Source organism: Vreelandella arcis, from assembly GCF_900103865.1.
Taxonomy (GTDB): Bacteria; Pseudomonadota; Gammaproteobacteria; order Pseudomonadales; family Halomonadaceae; genus Vreelandella; species Vreelandella arcis.
The window spans coordinates 1-18,026 of record NZ_FNII01000027.1 but is presented as its reverse complement, the minus strand read 5'-3'; the positions used below and the strand labels follow the sequence as shown (position 1 = coordinate 18,026).

Annotated in this window: 15 protein-coding genes; 14 read left to right on the top strand and 1 reads right to left on the bottom strand. The window is 50.5% G+C overall.

Annotated features, from left to right (window positions below; genetic code table 11):
• The 6 genes from catA to BLR97_RS18970 all read left to right on the top strand — a co-directional run.
• Positions 1–986, top strand: a 986-nt coding sequence (gene catA / locus BLR97_RS18995) for a catechol 1,2-dioxygenase (protein WP_479694212.1), incomplete at its 5' end; no start/stop codon positions are given.
• Between the two features lie 53 nt (positions 987–1,039).
• Positions 1,040–2,407: a Rieske 2Fe-2S domain-containing protein gene (locus tag BLR97_RS18990; protein WP_089701525.1), complete on the top strand. Its 1,368-nt coding sequence runs from the start codon at positions 1,040–1,042 to the stop codon at positions 2,405–2,407.
• Between the two features lie 34 nt (positions 2,408–2,441).
• Positions 2,442–2,930, top strand: coding sequence for a benzoate 1,2-dioxygenase small subunit (gene benB, locus BLR97_RS18985; RefSeq protein WP_089708423.1), 489 nt, complete (start codon positions 2,442–2,444; stop codon positions 2,928–2,930).
• A gap of 24 nt (positions 2,931–2,954) precedes the next feature.
• The gene (gene benC / locus BLR97_RS18980; protein ID WP_089708421.1) at positions 2,955–3,980 is read left to right on the top strand and encodes a benzoate 1,2-dioxygenase electron transfer component BenC; all 1,026 of its coding nucleotides are present in this window, start codon (positions 2,955–2,957) and stop codon (positions 3,978–3,980) included.
• On the top strand, positions 3,977–4,759 hold the full coding sequence (gene benD, locus BLR97_RS18975; protein WP_211605213.1) for a benzoate diol dehydrogenase BenD: 783 nt from the start codon (positions 3,977–3,979) through the stop codon (positions 4,757–4,759). Before benC ends, benD begins: the two co-directional genes overlap by 4 nt.
• A 97-nt stretch (positions 4,760–4,856) precedes the next feature.
• Positions 4,857–6,101 (top strand): benzoate/H(+) symporter BenE family transporter, encoded by a 1,245-nt coding sequence (locus BLR97_RS18970; protein ID WP_089708416.1) that lies wholly within the window; start codon positions 4,857–4,859, stop codon positions 6,099–6,101.
• A 323-nt stretch (positions 6,102–6,424) separates the two neighbouring features.
• Here BLR97_RS18970 and BLR97_RS18965 read toward each other — a convergent pair whose 3' ends face one another.
• Positions 6,425–7,324, bottom strand: coding sequence for a LysR family transcriptional regulator (locus BLR97_RS18965; RefSeq protein ID WP_089708414.1), 900 nt, complete (start codon positions 7,322–7,324; stop codon positions 6,425–6,427).
• Between the two features lie 116 nt (positions 7,325–7,440).
• Here BLR97_RS18965 and mdlC point away from each other — a divergent pair, with 116 nt between their 5' ends.
• From mdlC to BLR97_RS18925, 8 genes are all read left to right on the top strand, one after another.
• The gene (gene mdlC, locus BLR97_RS18960; protein WP_244511423.1) at positions 7,441–9,036 is read left to right on the top strand and encodes a benzoylformate decarboxylase; all 1,596 of its coding nucleotides are present in this window, start codon (positions 7,441–7,443) and stop codon (positions 9,034–9,036) included.
• Positions 9,037–9,038: 2 nt separating this feature from the next.
• Positions 9,039–10,199, top strand: coding sequence for an alpha-hydroxy-acid oxidizing protein (locus tag BLR97_RS18955; protein WP_170833062.1), 1,161 nt, complete (start codon positions 9,039–9,041; stop codon positions 10,197–10,199).
• Positions 10,200–10,202: 3 nt separating this feature from the next.
• Positions 10,203–11,354: a mandelate racemase/muconate lactonizing enzyme family protein gene (locus tag BLR97_RS18950; protein WP_089708410.1), complete on the top strand. Its 1,152-nt coding sequence runs from the start codon at positions 10,203–10,205 to the stop codon at positions 11,352–11,354.
• Between the two features lie 56 nt (positions 11,355–11,410).
• A complete protein-coding gene (locus BLR97_RS18945) occupies positions 11,411–12,370 on the top strand; it encodes a tripartite tricarboxylate transporter substrate binding protein (protein WP_089708408.1) in 960 nt (319 codons plus the stop codon).
• Positions 12,371–12,442: 72 nt separating this feature from the next.
• The gene (locus tag BLR97_RS18940; RefSeq protein ID WP_089708406.1) at positions 12,443–12,916 is read left to right on the top strand and encodes a tripartite tricarboxylate transporter TctB family protein; all 474 of its coding nucleotides are present in this window, start codon (positions 12,443–12,445) and stop codon (positions 12,914–12,916) included.
• Between the two features lie 23 nt (positions 12,917–12,939).
• On the top strand, positions 12,940–14,418 hold the full coding sequence (locus BLR97_RS18935; protein ID WP_089708405.1) for a tripartite tricarboxylate transporter permease: 1,479 nt from the start codon (positions 12,940–12,942) through the stop codon (positions 14,416–14,418).
• Positions 14,419–14,453: 35 nt separating this feature from the next.
• The gene (locus BLR97_RS18930; protein WP_089708403.1) at positions 14,454–15,917 is read left to right on the top strand and encodes a benzaldehyde dehydrogenase; all 1,464 of its coding nucleotides are present in this window, start codon (positions 14,454–14,456) and stop codon (positions 15,915–15,917) included.
• A gap of 277 nt (positions 15,918–16,194) precedes the next feature.
• Positions 16,195–17,315 (top strand): IS3 family transposase gene (locus BLR97_RS18925; RefSeq protein ID WP_089708401.1). Its coding sequence is split into 2 segments (ribosomal slippage): positions 16,195–16,453 and positions 16,453–17,315, totalling 1,122 coding nucleotides; the frame shifts between segments, so codons are not numbered across the junction.
• Positions 17,316–18,026 lie beyond the last annotated feature (711 nt).

Genomic DNA, 18,026 nt, shown 5'->3' with positions numbered 1-18,026 from the left:
AGGGTTTCACCATGACCGTGAAGATATTTGATACTCCCGAGGTCCAGGACTTTGTCAAAACCGTGGCCGGCTTTGACCAGACCGGCGGCAACGAGCGCGCCAAGCAGATTGTCCATCGCCTGGTCGGCGATCTGTTCAAGCTGATCGACGATTTCGACGTCAGCGAAGAAGAGTACTGGGCCGCCGTCAATCTGCTCAACGCCCTGGGCGGCCAGACCCAGTTCGGCCTGCTCTCGCCCGGGCTTGGCTTTGACCACTTCCTTGATATGCGTCAGGACGCCATCGACGCCGAAGCCAAGCGCGTGGGCGGTACCCCGCGCACCATCGAAGGCCCGCTGTACGTGGCCGGCGCCCCGGAAGCGGAAGGGTTTGCCCGCCTGGACGATGGCCAGGATAACGACGGCGAGACCATGTGGCTGACCGGCCAGGTCCGTGACGTTGACGGCCAGCCGATTGCCGGTGCCAAGGTCGAGATCTGGCACGCCAACTCCAAGGGCGGCTACTCCTTCTTTGATCCCAGCCAAAGCGACTACAACCTGCGCCGCACGATCTATGCCGACAGTGAAGGCCGCTACACCGCGCGCAGCATTATCCCCTCCGGCTACGGCGTGCCCGAAGGCGCCCCCACCGATGTGGTACTCAAGTCGCTGGGTCGCCACGGCGAGCGTCCGGCGCATATTCACTACTTCGTCTCCGCCCCCGGTCACCAGCACCTGACCACCCAGATCAACCTGGCAGGCGACCCCTACACCTTCGACGACTTCGCCTTCGCCACCCGCGAAGAGCTGGTGGTCCCCGCCGAGCGGATTGAAGACCCGGCCGAGATCGCCAAGCGCGAGCTGGACGGTCCGTTCTCCCACGTGGAGTTCGACGTCGAACTGGCCAAAACCGACGCGCCGGAGCTGCAGGTCCGTCACGCCCGCCCGCGGGCCAAGGAAGACGAACAGGACCTGGCCAGCCAGCTTGCCGGCACCGCCAAGGTTTAAGCTCAACAGCGCCACCCCTGCGGGGGTGATGCATAAAAGAGAGGAGAGAGATCATGACCATTAAGCTTGATCAACTCGCAGCCCGCGTTCGCGGCGCCGTCCAAGACGACCCCGAACAAGGCATCTTCCGCTGCCACCGCAGCATGTTCACCGACCCCGAGTTCTTCGAACTCGAACTCAAGCACATCTTCGAAGGCAACTGGCTGTTCCTGGCGCATGAAAGCCAAGTCAGTGAGCCCGGTGACTACATGACCGTCACCATGGGCCGCCAGCCGGTGATCATCACCCGCGACAAGCAAGGCGAACTGCATGGTCTGATCAACGCCTGTGCCCATCGCGGCGCCACCCTGTGCCGCCGCAAGCGCGGTAACAAGGGCACCTTCACCTGCCCGTTCCACGGCTGGACGTTCAAAAACGACGGCCAACTGCTCAAGGCCAAAAACGAAAAGACCGGCGCCTATCCCGACAACTTCAAGCAGGATGGCTCCCACAACCTCAAGCGCCTGCCGCGCTTTGAGAACTACAAAGGCTTCCTGTTCGGCAGCCTCAGCGATGACGTACAACCGCTCGAACAACACCTTGGCGAAACCACCAAGGTCATCGACAACATCGTCGACCAGGCACCGGAAGGCCTCGAGATCCTGCGCGGCACCTCGTCGTACACCTACACCGGCAACTGGAAGCTCCAAGCCGAAAACGGTGCCGACGGCTACCACGTCAGCTCCGTGCACTGGAACTACGCCTCCACCATGGAACGCCGCAACTACGACGCCGGCGGCACCAAAGCCGTGGACGCCGATGGCTGGTCGAAGAGCAAAGGCGGCTTCTACTCCTACGACAACGGCCACATGATGCTGTGGACCCGGCTGCTCAACCCCGAAGTCCGCCCGGTCTACCAGCACAAAGACTGGATCCAGGAACAGCTGGGCGAGGCGCGTGCCGACTCGATCGTCAACCAGACGCGCAACCTCTGCCTCTACCCTAACGTCTACCTGATGGACCAGTTCTCCACGCAAATCCGCGTGTTGCGCCCCATCGACGTCAACAAAACCGAAGTCACCATCTACTGCTTCGCACCCAAAGGCGAATCCGCTGAAAACCGCGAAGTGCGTATCCGCCAGTACGAAGACTTCTTCAACGTCTCCGGCATGGGCACCCCCGACGACCTGGAAGAGTTCCGTGCCTGCCAAGAAGGCTACAACGGGGCGCTGGCCGAATGGAACGACCTCTCCCGCGGGGCCAAGCAATGGGTCGAAGGCGCGGATGAAAACGCCCAGGCCATCGACATGAAACCCCTGCTCAGCGGCGCCTCACCGGAAGACGAAGGCCTCTACGTGATGCACCACAAGCACTGGGTCGACGAAATGCTGCGCGCGATCGACAAAGAGCGTAGCCAGTTTATCGCCACCGAGACTGCCTAAGCGTCCAGCGCCTGATAAAGAGGAGAGAAGTGACATGAGCATTAGCTATCACGACATCCAAGCCTTCCTGTACCGCGAAGCGCGGCTGCTGGACGACCGGGAGTGGGACGAGTGGCTCGCGCTGTATCGCAAGGACGCCGAGTTCTGGATGCCCGCCTGGGACGACGACGACCAGCTCACCCGCGACCCACACAGCGAGATCTCGCTGATCTACTACCCCAACCGCGAAGGGTTGGAAGATCGCGTGTATCGCATCAAGACCGAGCGCAGCGGGGCGAGCACGCCGGAACCGCGCACCACGCATCAGGTGAACAATCTGGAGATCCTGTCGCAAGACGGTGACACGGTCGAGCTACGGTTCAACTGGCACACGCTCAACCACCGCTACAAGAAGACCGACAGCTTCTTCGGCACGTCGTTTTACCGCCTGGACGTCTCGGGTGAGGCGCCACTGATCACAAGAAAAGTCGTGCAACTGAACAACGACTATATCCATCAGGTCATCGACGTCTATCACGTGTGATCTGATGTGAGAGGAGATTCAACCATGAGTTACACCATTGCCCTCAACTTCGAGGACGGCGTGACCCGGTTCATCGGCTGTAAAGAAGGGGAAACCGTTCTCGACGCCGCCTACCGGCAAAAAGTGAACCTGCCGATGGACTGCTCTGACGGGGTATGTGGTACCTGTAAAGGGCACTGCGAGCAGGGCGAATTCGACATGGGCGACGAGTACCTGGAAGAGGCGCTATCCGACGAGGAAGCCGCTGAAGGTCAGGTGCTTACTTGCCAGATGGTGCCGTCTTCGGACTGCGTTATCCAAGTGCCTGTGGCGTCTACATTGTGTAAAACACAGGTGGGCAAGGTTGAGGGTACGGTCGCTGCGGTCGAACAGCTGTCTGAAGATAGCATCGAACTCGTCGTCGAGCTGGACGATGAAAACGGCCTTGCCTTTCTGCCAGGGCAGTACATTCATATCGATGTACCCGAGACCCAAGCGCATCGCTCTTACTCGTTTAGTTCAATGCCAGGCGACAAGCGCGCTAGTTTCCTGATCCGGAACATTTCCAGCGGCGTAATGAGTAGTTACTTAACCGAGCGAGCAGTGGTGGGCGACAGGCTGACATTGACCGGACCGCTCGGCAGCTTCTACCTACGCGAAGTCACACGCCCGATACTTATGCTGGCCGGTGGTACAGGCCTTGCGCCGTTTCTTTCTATGCTTGAGCAGTTGGCAGAGAAGGGCTGTGATGCGCCTATTCACATGATTTACGGCGTAAACAAAGACGATCACTTAGTTAAAACGGATGCGTTAGACGCGTTTGCTGAAAAGCTTCCTAGCTTCACCTACTCCACCGTGGTGGTCGACGAAGCCAGCGCACATCCGCGTAAAGGCTACGTTACTCATCACATGGATGCCGAGGTTATGCACGATGGTGATATCGATGTTTACCTGTGTGGCCCACCGCCGATGGTCGACGCTGTTCTGAAGCACTTCGATGCTGAAGGCATTGCACCGCAGAGCTTCCACTACGAGAAGTTCACGCCTAACGAGGCAGGAGGTGCATCATGAGTCAACGTTTCCAAAACAAGGTGATGGTTATTACCGGCGCTGCCCAAGGAATTGGGCAGCGCTTGGCCGAACTCGCCGCCGCTGAAGGCGGGCGCTTAGTGCTGGTGGATCGCGCGGATGACATCCACGAGGTGGTGGCCGGGCTGCACGAGCAGGGGTGCGAGGTAATCGCGGTTCAAGCGGACCTGGAAACGTATGCAGGTGCCGAGCAGGCGATGCAGGCCGCGCGCGAGAAATTTGGCCGTATCGATATTCTGGTTAATAACGTGGGCGGCGCGATCAACTTCAAACCGTTTACCGAGTTTACCGAAACGCAAATTGCTGCCGAGATCAATCGCTCGTTGATGCCCACGCTATGGTGCTGCCGCGCGGCGCTCCCGACCATGGTCGAGCAGGGCGGCGGCGTTATCGTCAATGTCTCTTCAGCGGCTACTCGCGGTATTCACCGTATTCCCTATTCGGCTGCGAAAGGCGGCGTGAATGCGATGACCGCGTCGTTGGCGTTTGAGTATGCCGAGCATGGCATCCGCGTGGTGGCAACGGCACCAGGCGGCACCGAAGCACCACCGCGGCGTATTTCGCGAGGTACGCCGACGCCTAGTAACGAAACAGAGCAGGCTTGGTTTCAGGCGCACATCGACCAAACCAAACAGAGCTGCTTAATGAGCCGCTACGGCACGCTGGATGAAATGGCCGCGCCGATACTGTTCCTGGCCTCTGACGACGCCAGTTATATCACTGGCAGTGTGCTGCCAGTCGCTGGCGGTGACCTCGGCTAGCGGCCCGCGGTAAAACAGTGGATGTAAAAATACATAATTCTAATTAATGCGTTAACCCTTTCTCTTATTCTAACCACAACACCCCCTGGAGCACACCGTGAAACACATTGAAAAAGGCGTCAGCCTACGGCATGCGCCTCGAGACTTTATACGCGACCTCAATGCCGACAATGCCAGTACCGGCTTAGTCGCCGGCATTTTAGGGCTCAGTGTTGGTGTCGTGCATATCAGTGCCGGTACATCGGCCGGCCTCGACTCATCCTTCATCATGATTTGGGTCATCAGCTACCTGATGATCAACGGCTTGTTTGGCCTGTTTATGCCAGCCTACTACCGGTTGCCATTGCCGATGGCCAATTCAATTCCTGGTGCGCTGATGTTTGCTGCCGTCATCCCTGTGGTAGGACTTGAAGCGGCACTCGGAGCCAGTTTGATCGCCGGGGCCATTACCCTAGTAGCAGGCTTGACCGGGGTAATGGGCATCGTGATGCGTCTGATCCCGATGCCGATTGTTATGGGCATGGTCGGCGGTATGCTGCTCAGCTTTGGGCTTAAAATGGTCACCCCGCTGGAAGAGGCGTTGGTGCCTGCGTCTATCATGATTTTGGCATTCTTTATTTCGGCGCGACTGTTTCGCAAGATTCCGCCGCTGATCGTCTCGCTGCTAGCGGGTCTCTCCTACCTTATCGTCACGGGGGTCGACCTATCTGGTATTGAGGCCTCCATTCGCTTCCCTGAGTTCATCATGCCTGAGTTTACCTTTGGGGCTTTTCTGACTTACGGCTTGCCGCTCGCCATTATTCTGGTCGGGATGGAAACACCGGCAGGCGTTGGTCTGGTGAAGGGCATGGGCTACAAAGATGCGCCAGCTAACGCAATTACCGCCGTGGGGGGGTTAGGCACCATGGTATCGGCGTTTTTCAACCTGCACAGTACCTGTATTGCGGCACCGATGACCGGCGTGTGCGCTTCCCCAGAGGCCGGCAGCCACGATAAGCGCTGGGTGGCAGCGGTAATTGCTGGGGCTATCTTTGTTGTCGCTGCGCCTTTCTACGGTTATGTGGTAAGCCTGCTTGAGGCCACGCCGAGCTACTTTATCGCCATTATCGCCGGGTTGGCATTGATGCGCGTGATTACCTCATCAATGGCTATCGCCTTTGCTGGTAAAAAGCATGAAATAGGTGCGCTTTTCGCTTTTCTAATTGCTGCTTCCGGTATTCAGATTCTCGGCATAGGCTCTACATTTTGGGCATTGGTGTTGGGCGTTGTTGTCTCGGCAATCTTCGAAACCAAGGACTTCGAGTTAATCTTTACCCGTAAGGTTGACAAAAAGAGTGGCTGATATTAAGCAACACTTGCAATTTGATAATGGTTATCTTCATTGGCCCGTATCTGCTTTTGCAGTACGGGACTTATTAACGGATAACATATGATGAAAATGCCGGAATAATAGGTTCGTTGGGCTCCGTAGCTATTATCAAAAAAAGATAGAAATAATTTTTAAAGTTTAATTTAATAAAAATTTTTGATCTTTTTCTTCCGGGATAAAATTTAGTTTTTAGGAGTCTTGATATAAAATGACCGTAGTTTTGTTTTTAGATTAAGTGATGGAGTGGATTTTTATTTTTTTATGTCATCTTGAAAATTTATTATCTTTTGGGTCTTCTATATGCTGAAGAGTTCTCTGTGAATAGTCTGTGTAAGCCACTGTTGTGCAACTGTGTCTTCAAGCTGATTTTCCCAATAAACGCCAACTTCAAAAGTCGGTAGTTTAATAGGAATATCCATAGCCCGCGTGTTTCCATTTTTGGCGAACATTCCAGCGACCCTGCTAGGTAGGCAAACAATCACTTCACTGTCAGGTATAATGCTAGGTAATACAGAAAAGTGAGGAATCGTAAGTGAAACATGACGAGAAATTTTTAATTTTTTTAATATATCTTCAACAAGTGAATGCCCTGTTGTTCGTGATACTCTTACATGGTGTTCATTGAGGAACTGATCCAATGTAAGCTGCTTGCCGATTCTTGGATGATTCGCGCAGACCAGACAGGTGTAGTATTCTTCAAAAATAGGTAAATAATCCACCTTTCCTTTAAGAAAAGTTAAGTTTCCAACGGCTGCATCGATACGTCCTTTTAATAGCCAATCCTCAACTTGATTAACTTCCATAGGGACAACTTCAATGGATATGTTAGGCGCTAATATGCGAAATTTCTTCATTAGTATAGGCAGAAGGAATACTTCACCTAAGTCTGATAATGCAATCCTAAATGTTCGTTGAGATATTGAGGGATTGAATTCTCTGGTCGATGCGATTGCCAGTTCAATATTTATTATTGAAGTGCGAAATGTTTCGTAAAGTTTATCTGCCGCAAAGGTCGGCTGCATTCCATCTCGTGTTCGATGAAACAAGGGGTCGTGCAAAAGTGAGCGAAGCCGGGATAATGAATAGCTAATTGATGGCTGTGTTAGATGAACCCTTTTTGCAGCTCCACTTACACTCCCAGTTTCATATATTGCCAAAAAAACCTTAATAAGGTTTAAGTCAACTTTTGGGCTCATCATGGCCTTCCTGTGATATAGATAGTATCTATATAAAGTAGCAAAAAGTATTTATTTGTTCAAATTTATAACCGATGATATGTTGAGATCAAACAAAATAAATGAGATTAATTCTAGTGGAAAAAACTACATATTCGACTGTAAAAGAATCAGTTTATCAAATACTTAGAGGGCATGGTGTTAACAAGGTATTTGGTAACCCTGGCTCAAATGAGCTCAATTTTCTCAAGGATTTTCCAGAAGACTTTGATTACATTCTGTGCCTACATGAAGGCGTCGCAATAGGGATGGCTGAAGGGTACGCTCAGGCTACTGGGTTGCCAGGTTTCGTTAACCTGCATGCCGCGGCAGGTACTGGAAATGCTATGGGTGCTTTAACCAACTCAGTGAATTCGCATGCCCCACTAGTGGTGACTGCTGGCCAGCAGGCGCGGACGATGGTGTATTCGGATCCGTTGCTCAAAAATTCAAGTGCAGTCATGCTGCCAATGCCATTGGTAAAGGATAGTTACGAGCCACTTAGTGCACAAGAGGTGCCACATGCCATTAGTCGTGCACTTCACTTAGCTATGTCCCCTGCTAAGGGACCTGTCTATGTTTCTATTCCCTATGACGACTGGGATCAGCCGATTGCTCATGATGCGCTGCACTTAGCAACACGCAAGGTTGTCCATTTTGGTGCTCCCTCTCTGGACGAACTCCAGCCATTGCTGGCGGCACTTGCAAAAGCTGCCAACCCAGTACTAGTGCTGGGCCCCGAAGTTGATGCGTTGCGCTGCAATAGCAAAGCGGCGCTACTCGCCGATAAACTGCATGCACCTGTGTGGATAGCGCCATCTGCACCCCGATGCCCGTTCCCGACCAATCACCACTGTTTCGCAGGTATTCTCCCTGCTGGTGAGGCAAGCCTTGCACAAAAACTGCATGGGCATGACCTGATTTTAGTGCTTGGCGGGCCGGTATTCCGTTATCACCAGAATGATCCAGGTGCCCTTTTACCGGAAAATTCGCAACTGTTCTTGGTGACAGGGGATGCCCAAGAGGCTGCTAGATCACCCGTAGGTGATGCCGTCGTTGCTAATGTGGATGCCGTCCTCTCTTGTTTGATAGAGCGTATGACGGAGCGGACTGGCGATTGCCCTAATTTTCGAAAGCCTATCCAGCGCGTTGAGGTTGATCACAGCCAGCTTGAGTCAAGTGCTATATTCGACATCGTCGATGCTATCGCGCCGTGCAATACGGTCTATTTAAATGAAGCCACCTCTACGATTGCTACGTTATGGGAAAGAGTAGGCATGGAGGAGCCGGGCAGCTACTACTTCGCCGCAGCCGGCGGGCTTGGATTTGCTATGCCAGCTGCTCTCGGTGTCAAGCTGGCTGACCCGATGCGACCTGTCGTTGCTTTTATAGGTGATGGTTCAGCCCACTACAGCATATCGTCATTGTGGACAGCGGCACGTTATCAGATTCCCGTCGTTTTCATCATTATCAATAACAGTGGCTACGGAGCGCTAAAATGGTTTAGCCAACAATTCAAGATTCAAAATGTACCTGGTATCGAAATAGATGGCGTCGATTTTATTCAGCTATCGGAAGGTTATGGTATTGCGGCGCATAGGGTTTCTACTCGCGCAGAATTTTCCCAAGTTTTTGATAACGCTATTGTAGGTAACATGCCTGTACTCATCGAAGCTACGATTGAGAGAGTTTAAGAATGACGCGCTTAAATAAAATTTACAATATAAAAGGCATGCGCGACGCGGCTAAGGCTAGACTTCCTAGGATCGTCTTTGACTATCTTGAGGGTGGTGCAGAAGATGAATGCGATCTAACTGAAAATAATATCAGTTATGATCGGTGGAAATTCAAGCCACGCCGCTTAGTCGACCTTTCTACAGTCGATCCAACAACGGAAATTCTCGGTAGTCCAGCGTCGTTCCCTGGAGTAGTCGCCCCGACAGGCCTGAATTCATTATTTTGGCCAAACGGTGATATAGCGTTGGCTCGCGCAGCCGCTCGCGCGGGTATTCCCTTTGTACTGTCGACTGCTTCAAATGACTCGCTTGAAACTGTCGCCGCGCAAGCCGACGGAGAGCGCTGGTTTCAGCTTTATGTAATTGAGAAGACGTTAGCAACCAGCTTGGTTAAGCGAGCGAAAAGCTTGGGTTACAGCAAGCTAGTTATTACCTCAGACGTCGTGTTTAACGGTAAGCGCGAAAGGGACTTAAAGAATGGCTTTGGCTTACCCATGCGCTACAGCCTAAAAACGATTTTTGATGGTGTTACCCATCCTGCTTGGACGATGGACTACTTAAAGCATGGTACTCCTAAACTTGGAAACTTAGCCAATGAGGAACTTTCTCCCGAGGCACGGGCCGCTTTACTTCGTCGATCTATGGATGCCAGCTTTACTTGGAATGATTTAGCGATGATCCGCGATTTATGGCCCGGTCAAATCATTTTAAAGGGCATATTGCATCAGGAAGATGTTGAAAAAAGTCAACAATACGGAATTGATGGCGTCGTTCTTTCAAATCATGGTGGACGACAGCTAGATACAACGATGAGTCCTGTGGATGCACTTGCAAAAATAAGCTCAGAATCCCTTGAAGGACGTATTTTAGTGGATGGGGGGATTCGCCGTGGGCGAGATATTGTCAAAGCTAAGGCGTTGGGGGCGTCCTCAGTATTGATTGGACGTGCTGCTCTTTACGGACTCGCTGCGGCAGGCGAGGAAGGGGCTTTTAAAGCGCTGACTGTTCTCAAGGAGGAGTTTGAAGGATGCATGAAGCAACTGGGTTGCTCCACAGTGAATCAGTTAACCAGTGATTTAGTTGAACACGCCTCTCAACAAGAAAACAGTAGGAGTATTTAATTTATGCAAATTGTAGATGTCAAAGCAACCGCCGTTAATGTACCGGCAGAGTTTTCCTCTTGTGGCAAAACTAAAAAAGCCACGCTGGGTATTTGCGTGGTGGAGGTAACCACGGATGACGGTCTGGTAGGTGTGGGTATGACAGCTATTACGGAAGAAGAAGTCGTCGCGTTTACCATCAACAATATTATTGCACCCGCAGTAATCGGTGACGATCCCCTTTGCACAGATAAAGTCTGGAATAAATTATATTGGTTGCTGACGCCACGCGGCCAATCAGGTTATGCCTGCCACGCGATAGCGGCTGTAGACATCGCTCTCTGGGATATCAAGGGTCAGGCGCTAGGCCAGCCAATCTGGAAGCTACTAGGAGGCGCCCGCGACAAAGTCATCACCTACGCGACCATCGGTTTCGACTTTTTTGACAACGATCAGTTGGCGGAGGTCGCAAAAACCTGGCAGGCAGAGGGGTTTAACAAGTTTAAAATGGTTGTGGGTCACAATGCGCTAAAACGCCGCGACGAGCCCAGGCCGGTATTAGAAGCCGTTCGTAACGATATCAATCGAGTCCGAACCCTCAGGGAAGCAATAGGCGAAGAGGCTGAAATTTTCATTGATGCCAACTGTAACCTTGATCCTTATCATGCCGCTTGGCTAGCCGAACGGGTTGAAGAATACGATATCTCTTTCTTTGAAGAACCTTTAATCGGTAATGATCCTCAGCAGCTAAACCAGCTGCGTTCTCGAACTCGTATTCCATTAGCCGGTGGCCAAAATGAAGGACAGGCGTCAAAATTTAAGCAACTGTTGCTCAACGACTCCCTGGATATTTTGCAGCCCAATGTGGCCATTAGTGGGGGCTATACACAGTGCGCCAAAATTGCAGGGATGGCAGAAGCGTTTAACACCGGTATAGACAATGGGGGCGCGTGGCCCTTCCATAATCTTCATCTACATGCAGGGGTAAGAAACGGTGGCATGGTCGAGTACCACATCTTCGCCGTCAAATGCCTTGAGCAAATTTTCAATGGTTTACCAAAACCGGAGAGCGGCTTCCTGCACGCCCCCAGTGAGCCAGGTCTGGGCTTTACATTAAACCAAGATGCATTAAAAGAACTTGCCAAGATGCCAACTTCAAAAGGAATGGGTAAGTAATTATTAAGCGCTAGCTACATACTGCATAACTATTAAACAACAATAGGAAAATCATTATGAAGACTCTTATGACCGCTCTCTTAACAACGGTGGCAATGACAACCGCCTCTACAGGACTCGCAACGGAGAGTTATCCAACCCAACCTATTAGGCTAATTGTTCCTTTTGGCGCGGGTGGTGGAACCGATGGTTTGGCTCGTGCTATTCAACTATCTATTAATAACAACAATCTACTCCCGGAGCCCATTGTGGTGGCCAACGCCCCTGGGGCGGGTGGCGCTGTAGGGACGCGACAGTTACTCGCCTCAGATCCTGATGGCTATACCATTTTGCAGATACACCAAGAAATGTTCGCTGCGTCTGCCATTGAACGTGTCGATTACACACCAAAAGATTTTGAACCCATAATACAAGTCAGCGAAGCCTGTATGTTTGTTGCTGTTAAAGAAGATTCCCCCTATACCAGTCTAGATGAGATGATCAGTGATATTAACGAAAATCCCGCTGATTTCCGCCAAGCGGATGATATTGGGGGAGCTACTCACTTTCCTTCCGTACAGCTGATGAATGCGGCAGGCGTTCAGTGGCCAATTGTTCCAGTTGGCGCAACGTCAGCTAGGTTTACCTCGTTGCAAGGTGGCTTTACACAGATGGCGTTGCTCTCCCCCCTATGGTTAGAGCGGGCAGCGGGGAAAATAAGGCCCCTCGCGGTATTAGGCAATGAGCGTTATGACTTTGCGCCGGATTTGCCAACGGCCGAAGAACAGGGTTATGACGTAACGGCTTGTTTGAATCGACGTTACTGGGCGCCTGCTGGAACCCCACAAGAACATATTGACGTACTGGCGGATACCATTGAGGCAGCAGCCAATAGCGAAGAAGTGCAGAAATATCTAGCAGAGACCGGTGAAGTATTGAAGATCGTCAGGGGAGAAGAATTAAGTGACCTTGTCGGTAAGGAGTATGCTTCATTTGTTGAAGTGGCAGAAACTGTAAAAGGTAGTTTGTCCAATTAATATTGATAAGTGAAAAGAGGAAGTAGGTATGCACCTGCTTCCTCTTTATGGCACACTTCCCTGGAGAGCCCAATGATAACTATATTCAGGCTCAGATATGAAATTAGTTTTTTAGTCCTATCGTTGACGATAGGTGTATTGATTTTTATCAGTGCGAGAGGACTTCCGGAACCCACGTACGAGCCTATGGGAGCCGCCGCCTTCCCAATCGGTATAGCCTCCATTACTGTTTTTTTAGTTCTCTTAAAAGTATTCTGGATTTTCGTTGAAAAGAAAAACCTATTAAGCTTTGAAGATGATGAAGAAAGTCAGCTAAGCTTGCTAAAATCTTTTTGCATGCTGCTTATTTTTATCATATTTGTAGCCTTGGTTTGTCTTTTTAATATTAGTTTTTGGGTCTGCGCGTTTTTGTTCATGCTGTTGGCAATGGCTTTTCTTAAAAAGCCTAATAACTTGAGGAGTTTTGCTGTTCAGTGTGTGTTGTTAATATTTTTCTCACTCGTGTTGGATTACGTCGTAACCGATATCTTGTATTTCAAATTTTGACGTTATTTTAATAGGCGATAATTATGATTGGCGCATATCTTGAAGTCTTTTCGCTATCGGGAATGATGTGGGTGCTTATCGGCACGGTGGTGGGAATATTAATCGGCTCAATACCAGGTTTGTCCGGTGCGATGGTGATCGCGTTGGCACTGCCTATGACTTATTACATGCAAGCAACAGATGCCCTTATACTGCTGGTTGCTATGTACATCGGCTCAACAACAGGGGGCTTAATCAGTGCCACCTTGATGCGAATGCCAGGCACTGAGTCGGCCATCATGACGACGTTAGATGGCTTTCCCATGGCGCAGCGAGGAGAGCCAGCACGTGCTCTGGGACTTGGCGTTATCTCTTCTTTTATAGGCGGTATGTTCGCATGGCTGGTGTTAACGACGTTATCACCACTACTTTCGACCTTAGCGGTTCGATTCGGCCCCTATGAGATTTTTGCCATGACCGTGGTGGCCCTTACACTCATTGCTGCTATTTCTAAAGGAAGTTTCATGAACGGACTTCTTGCAGCGGCGCTTGGTGCTTTGTTTGCGCTACCCGGTATTGATCCTATTTCAGGATCGCTAAGGCTAACATTTGATATCGCAGAGTTAGATAATGGCTTTAATTTATTACCCGTAATGTTGGGCCTTTTAGTACTGGGTCAAGTGATGATAGATAGTGGTAAGAAAAGTGAAAGTACTATTCAGAAGGCCAGCAGCTCTAGGAAAGTTACCTTTAGCGCCAAAGATTTTAAAGAAAACCTTTGGAATTTTGCAAGATCTTCCATTATTGGCACCTGGATCGGTATTCTTCCGGGGATTGGGGGTACGACGGCCTCAATTGCTTCCTATTCCGTAGCTAAAGGATTTTCAAAGAATTCCTCAAAGTTTGGCAGTGGTTGCAGTGAAGGTATCGTCGCCGCTGAGAGCGCTAATAATGCCGGGGCCGTAGGATCTCTGGTGCCACTGATTACGCTAGGAATACCTGGTTCAGTTGTGACCGCTATTCTTTTAGGTGCGATGGTAATGCATAACTTGAATCCTGGTCCTCTCTTGTTTGTTCAAAACCCGGGGGTCGCATATACCATCATTGCAGGCGTGCTGTCAGCCAATATCATCATATTGGGGGTTATGTGGTTTGCCACACCATTGATTTCTCGGATGATGTATGTTGATAAAGCTTGGCTGTTACCACCCATCATTATCTTCTGCTTTATCGGCGCCTATTCAGTATCTGGTCGGTTATTTGACGTGATAGCGATGAGTGGCTTTGCTTGTTTAGGGTACATCTTGGTGCGTGCAAAAGTTCCACTTGGCCCATTTATCATCGCCTTTATTTTGACTCCAATGGCAGAAGAGAATCTGCGTAGCGGATTAGTGGTCTATGGCAATAGCTATTTACCTCTTCTGACGCGACCAATACCACTGTTTTTTATCGTTATCTCTAGTATCACAGCGGTATGGGCAGTTTGGTCTGAAATTGGTCAAAATCGAAAAGAAAAACTCTAATTTATTGCTCAAAAACGTTAGATGGAGAAACTACAATGAGTAAGTTCTTTTGTACGGAAACGTTCAGTAACAAGATCTACCTAAATGATTGGTGTGAATCCACAGGAGGTACCAGCGACGTTGTTGAACCAGCAACTGGCCACGTTTTAGCTAAGATTGCGCTAGGAAGTGGTGATGATATTCGTTCAGCCGTTACGGAAGCAAAGAAGCAGCAATCCCATTGGGCTAACCTACCGTTTGATCAGCGAGGTAAGGTTTTACGTCGGGCAGCCGAGCTGATTCTCCAGCACAAAGATACATTTATCGAGTGGAATATTCGGGAGTGTGGCTCAATCGCACCTAAAGCCGAAGCTGAGCTTTATGGTGCCCACGAGCAATTGAACATGGCGGCTGCCATGACGATGCAGCCTGATGGTATCACCTTACCTTCAACTATCCCTGAGCGACGCAATACCTGTCGACGTGTCCCATTAGGTGTTGTCGGTGTTATCACTCCATGGAATTTCCCGTTGCTGCTGGCCATGCGTTCAGTGGCACCCGCGCTAGCAGTGGGCAACAGCGTTGTCTTAAAACCGGATCCTCAGAGTGCAATAACAGGAGGTCTGCTGATCGCTAGGCTTTTCGAAGAGGCCGGGCTGCCTGCTGGCGCTCTGCAAGTACTTCCTGGTGGCGCTGAGGCGGGGGAAGCTTTAGTAGAGCATCCAATGACTGCCATGATTTCCTTCACTGGTTCGACAAACGTAGGGAAAAAGATAGGCAGAACGTGTGGAGAGTTACTCAAAAAGTCTGCCTTGGAACTGGGGGGGAATAATGCATTTATCGTGCTGGATGATGCTGATATCGAGGCTGCATCATCCCATGGTGCTTGGGGCGCCTACCTTCATCAGGGGCAAATATGTATGCAGGCTGGTAGGCACTTTGTTCACGAGAGCGTTGCAGAGGAATATATCAGCCGCTTAGCTGAGCGTGCCGAACGTCTTAGGGTAGCAGATCCATATCTTGGAGCTTCAGATATTGGGCCGTTAATTAACACGAGCCAGGTTGAAAAAATTAATAAGATTATTGCTGAGTCCGTAGAGGCAGGCGCTAAGCTGATCACCGGTGGCCATAGCCATGATCAGTTTTATCGACCTACAGTGTTAAGTAATATTCGTTTAGACATGCCAGCGTGCCAACAGGAGTTATTCGGCCCAGTGGCACCGGTGATCACTTTCTCTAGTGAAGATGAACTGGTTGAGATGATAGCGGCTTCACCTTACGGCTTGGCTGCGGCCATTCACTCACGTTCCATAGGCCGAGCCATGAAGCTTGCGGACAGAGTGCCTGCAGGTATGATCCACATTAATGACCAAACTGTTAATAATGAGTTCCATGTTCCTTTCGGCGGCTTCGGAGATTCAGGGAACTCAGGTCGATTCGGCGGACCTGCTAATCTTGAGGAGTTTACTCAGTCTCAGTGGGTTAGCGTAATGGATACACCCGTTACCTATCCTTTCTAGAGCTTCACTTTTCCTTAAAATGGCCACAAGTTCTAGGTAACAAGGTTTGTGGCCTCATTTTTCTAAATATGGTGTAAATGTTATTGGAAATATAGTTGTTTATCGTATCGCCTTAATGGTCATGATAATAACTCTTATTTTTTTCATTTATACGATTTGGCTGGCTTTCCAAGCTTCCGATTTGGCGGAGATTTGTACTTTATAGCTGGCGACGTCACCCCCCAGATTGAGTAGCGCTACACTTTAGAGTCCGATCCTATGGGTAAGGAGATTGGACATGAAGAAGCGTTTCAGCGAAGAACAGATCATTGGTTTCCTGGGCGAAGCCGAAGCGGGACTGCCCATCAAGGAGCTATGCCGTCGGCACGGCTTCTCAGAAGCCAGTTACTATCTATGGCGCAGCAAATTTGGCGGTATGAGCGTCCCCGATGCCAAGCGACTCAAAGAACTCGAAGCCGAAAATGTACGCTTGAAAAAGCTGCTCGCTGAGTCGCTACTGGAAATGGAGGTCACTCGCGAGGCGCTGAGAAAAAAGTGGTGAGTGCCCCTGCACGCCGAGACGTGGTGCGCTTTATGGTTTCACGTGGCCTGAGTGAGCGCCGAGCACTGCGTGTCATCCGTATGAGTGCCAGCGCGTTACGCTATCAGCGAATGCCGGATCGCAACCAGGGCTTACGCGAACGCATCCTGGCGCTTGCGCATCGGCACCGTCGCTATGGGGCGGGCATGATCTATCTGAAGCTTCGTCAGGCCGGAGAGCCGGTCAATCACAAGCGTGTTGAGCATCTGTATGCCGAAGCGCGCTTGCAGGTGAAGCGTCGCAAGCGCAAGAAGGTTCCCACGTCTGAGCGAAAGCCCCTTGGTCGCCCTGGTGCCGCCAATCAGGTCTGGTCAATGGATTTTGTTTTTGACCGTACGGCAGACGGACGAGTGATAAAGAGCCTCACTGTTGTCGATGGCGCGACCCATGAAGCCGTGGCTATCGTGCCTGAACGTGCCATTGGTGGGTTGTTTTTAACACGTATTCTGGATCATCTGGCGTTACAACGTGGCCTACCTAGCGCCATTCGTACGGATAATGGAAAGGAGTTTTGTGGGCGTGCCATGCTGTCATGGGCTCATCTACGTGGCGTTGCTCTGTTTTTAATCGAACCTGGAAAACCCAACCAAAACGCCTACATCGAATCGTTCAATGGGCGCTTTCGAGATGAATGTCTGAATGAGCATTGGTTCACCAGCCTTCATCACGCCCAGGTTGTCATCGAGGCATGGCGGCGGGAGTACAACGAAGAAAGACCGAAGAAGCGTCTTGGAGGGCTGACACCGTCAGCCTATGCCGAGCAACTGGTGGTAAAACACGATAAAGTTACTTCTGACTCTAAACCCGGCTGCTACTGAGAAAGGGGTGACGTCGCTGGGGGTTGCCCGTCTGATATCCAGTCTAGGTCTGTTCCCCGATTTTTTCCCTTTAGGTAGCCAAGAAGAGCGGCTGACCTTACGCAACACTTGCAATTTGATAATGATTATCCTCCTTAGCCCGTGTCTGCTTTCGCAGCGCGGGTATTTTTTATGCGCTTCTATTTCACTTCGCCCTTTATCCTTTTGTCGCAAGTTGAAATCAACTGACAACGTCTTGGGGTAGCCGGAATCCACGTTCTGGCGTTCGCAAACCACTATATCGATCAAAAGGAAAAGCATGCAGTAAGTATAGGAAAGGAATGTTAGCGCACATGTCGTAAAGATTTTTAAAATACTCTTTTAAAATAAAGGATTAACCGCTTTTCACCAATACCTGCCAGAGCAGTGAAAATAAAAATATAACGTCAGTCGAGATACCTATGAAGTATGGAACGGAACTCAAACGATATTGGTCGGGTACGCGGGATCTAGCCGATATTAGTGCGAGCAAAACAACAACGTCGTTTTTAGGCCCTAGATAGGCGTATTCCACTCTTTCCCTGAATGCATTGACGCTATCGCCGGGCAACCAAGACAACGATAAAAAACCAACGATAGGGTTTCACCATGACCGTGAAGATATTTGATACTCCCGAGGTCCAGGACTTTGTCAAAACCGTGGCCGGCTTTGACCAGACCGGCGGCAACGAG